Annotated in this window: 2 protein-coding genes; both read right to left on the bottom strand. The window is 40.1% G+C overall.

Features of this window, described 5'->3' with window-relative positions; translation table 11 throughout:
• Positions 1 to 87: 87 nt before the first annotated feature.
• A complete protein-coding gene (locus BN93_RS15665) occupies positions 88 to 600 on the bottom strand; it encodes a hypothetical protein (RefSeq protein WP_044078511.1) in 513 nt (170 codons plus the stop codon).
• A gap of 21 nt (positions 601 to 621) precedes the next feature.
• On the bottom strand, positions 622 to 1,546 hold a 925-nt coding region (locus BN93_RS18175), incomplete at its 5' end, for an RHS repeat-associated core domain-containing protein (protein WP_232211220.1).

Raw genomic sequence — 1,546 nt, forward strand, 5'->3', positions numbered from 1 at the left:
TTTTATTATGCGGGAGCATTGTATGAATCGTACTCAAATTCGTTACGCATACCTTGTACAGCAGGTTGACGCGGCTAGTGAGGTTAACTATCTGAGTTCGATATTTATAGGTGACCCCCTTACTAATGACTTCACTAATTCTTCTATAGAACTATTATTGCAGTCCCAATAAGGGAAAATGTACTGTTTTTCTTCTGTTAGAAGAATGACTGCCCATGAATCATTTTCCCAACTTTCAAGAAAAATGTTGTCGATACTTACACCTTCTAGTTTTGATATTTGTTGTTGCAACTTTAGAAACTCATCCTTTCCCAACAACTTTTTCTCCCTTTCACAAGTATTCTTAAGTAGGCGTATATGTTGAGTAGATATATGTATGTCATTCAACACAGCATGTGTGACTGAGTCCCCCTTTTCTCCTACACTGGTTGTGATATAGCCATCTTTGTCCACTTCTATCAAGTAACACCCCTCAAAATCTGTTGTTGGGAAAATAAGGCATTGGCAAGCGCATCTTTCAGGGAGATGTTTGCTTGAACAACCGCCATTGAGTAATACAATGAATGCGAGAGAGAGCATACAGAAATCTATTTTATTCATGTTGGATGTTTATATATTTAGTTAATATTTTATTCGTTTGTTTAATCCATGTTCTTTCCTTAATGCATTTTCTGTTCGTTTTGCTTTTCCAATAATTCCGACAGTCTCAAGTTCTTCCTTGGATGTATTCTTAATTTTAAGTTGCCCATTAGGGCTTCTGTATTTATATGAAGATTTTGTATCTGGATCTATGGCAATACCGTCCATGGAGCGTTCTCCATGTATAATTTCATGCCCTAAAACAAGAAATAAAGGCATCACCTCCTCTGAACTTTTGCCAGTCTTACCATTCTCTGTTAGAAGTTTGGGAGTATCTGTAACATCAAAATTAACAACTACGTCAGTTCCCTTCCCATTAAATGCATCCCTCCTATAAATATCATGCTCACTAGACTTTTCACCCGGATCAGTTGTTTGTATTGTCATCGTTCGCTTATGTTTTATCACGGATTCAATGAGACTATTGCCAACTGTAAGTTTTTTTGACTTATTCCTGCCATGTGTTGCTAAAATTACGACTTCTCCATTTTGTTTCACCCCTAGTTTATAGTTTGTCAATTTCTGAAGCTGGTTCAACACAATTATTCGTTGATTTCTACTTCCTGAGATTATCACCTTACGGCCATCCGTATCGATTAACTTTGTAGGACGATCCATGCAATATACATACGCGCCAACGCTCGGATACTTCTCCGCCAACGGATCCACCCCATACCACAAACTCGTCCTTGGGTTCATATACCTCGCCCCATAATAGTACAGCCCCGTCTCTTGGTCAAGTTCCTTGCCGTTGAACTTGTACGGCATATCCTCGGATGAGGAATGTTCGTCCACGAGCAGTTCGCCGTAAGGCAGGTAGGCGTCGAACTGGGCGACGTTGGCCTTGGCATCGGTGATATAAGAGGTGCTGCCGAGATGGTCGGAGTGGTAGAAGAAGATGTCCTCG

Origin of the sequence: Prevotella conceptionensis 9403948, from assembly GCF_000312305.1 — a bacterium.
In the GTDB taxonomy this organism is placed as follows: domain Bacteria; phylum Bacteroidota; class Bacteroidia; order Bacteroidales; family Bacteroidaceae; genus Prevotella; species Prevotella conceptionensis.

Bases quoted from the DNA above. Each gene is read 5' to 3' on its own strand.
- BN93_RS15665 (WP_044078511.1), bottom strand. From the start codon at position 600: ATGAATAAAATAGATTTCTGTATGCTCTCTCTCGCATTCATTGTATTA.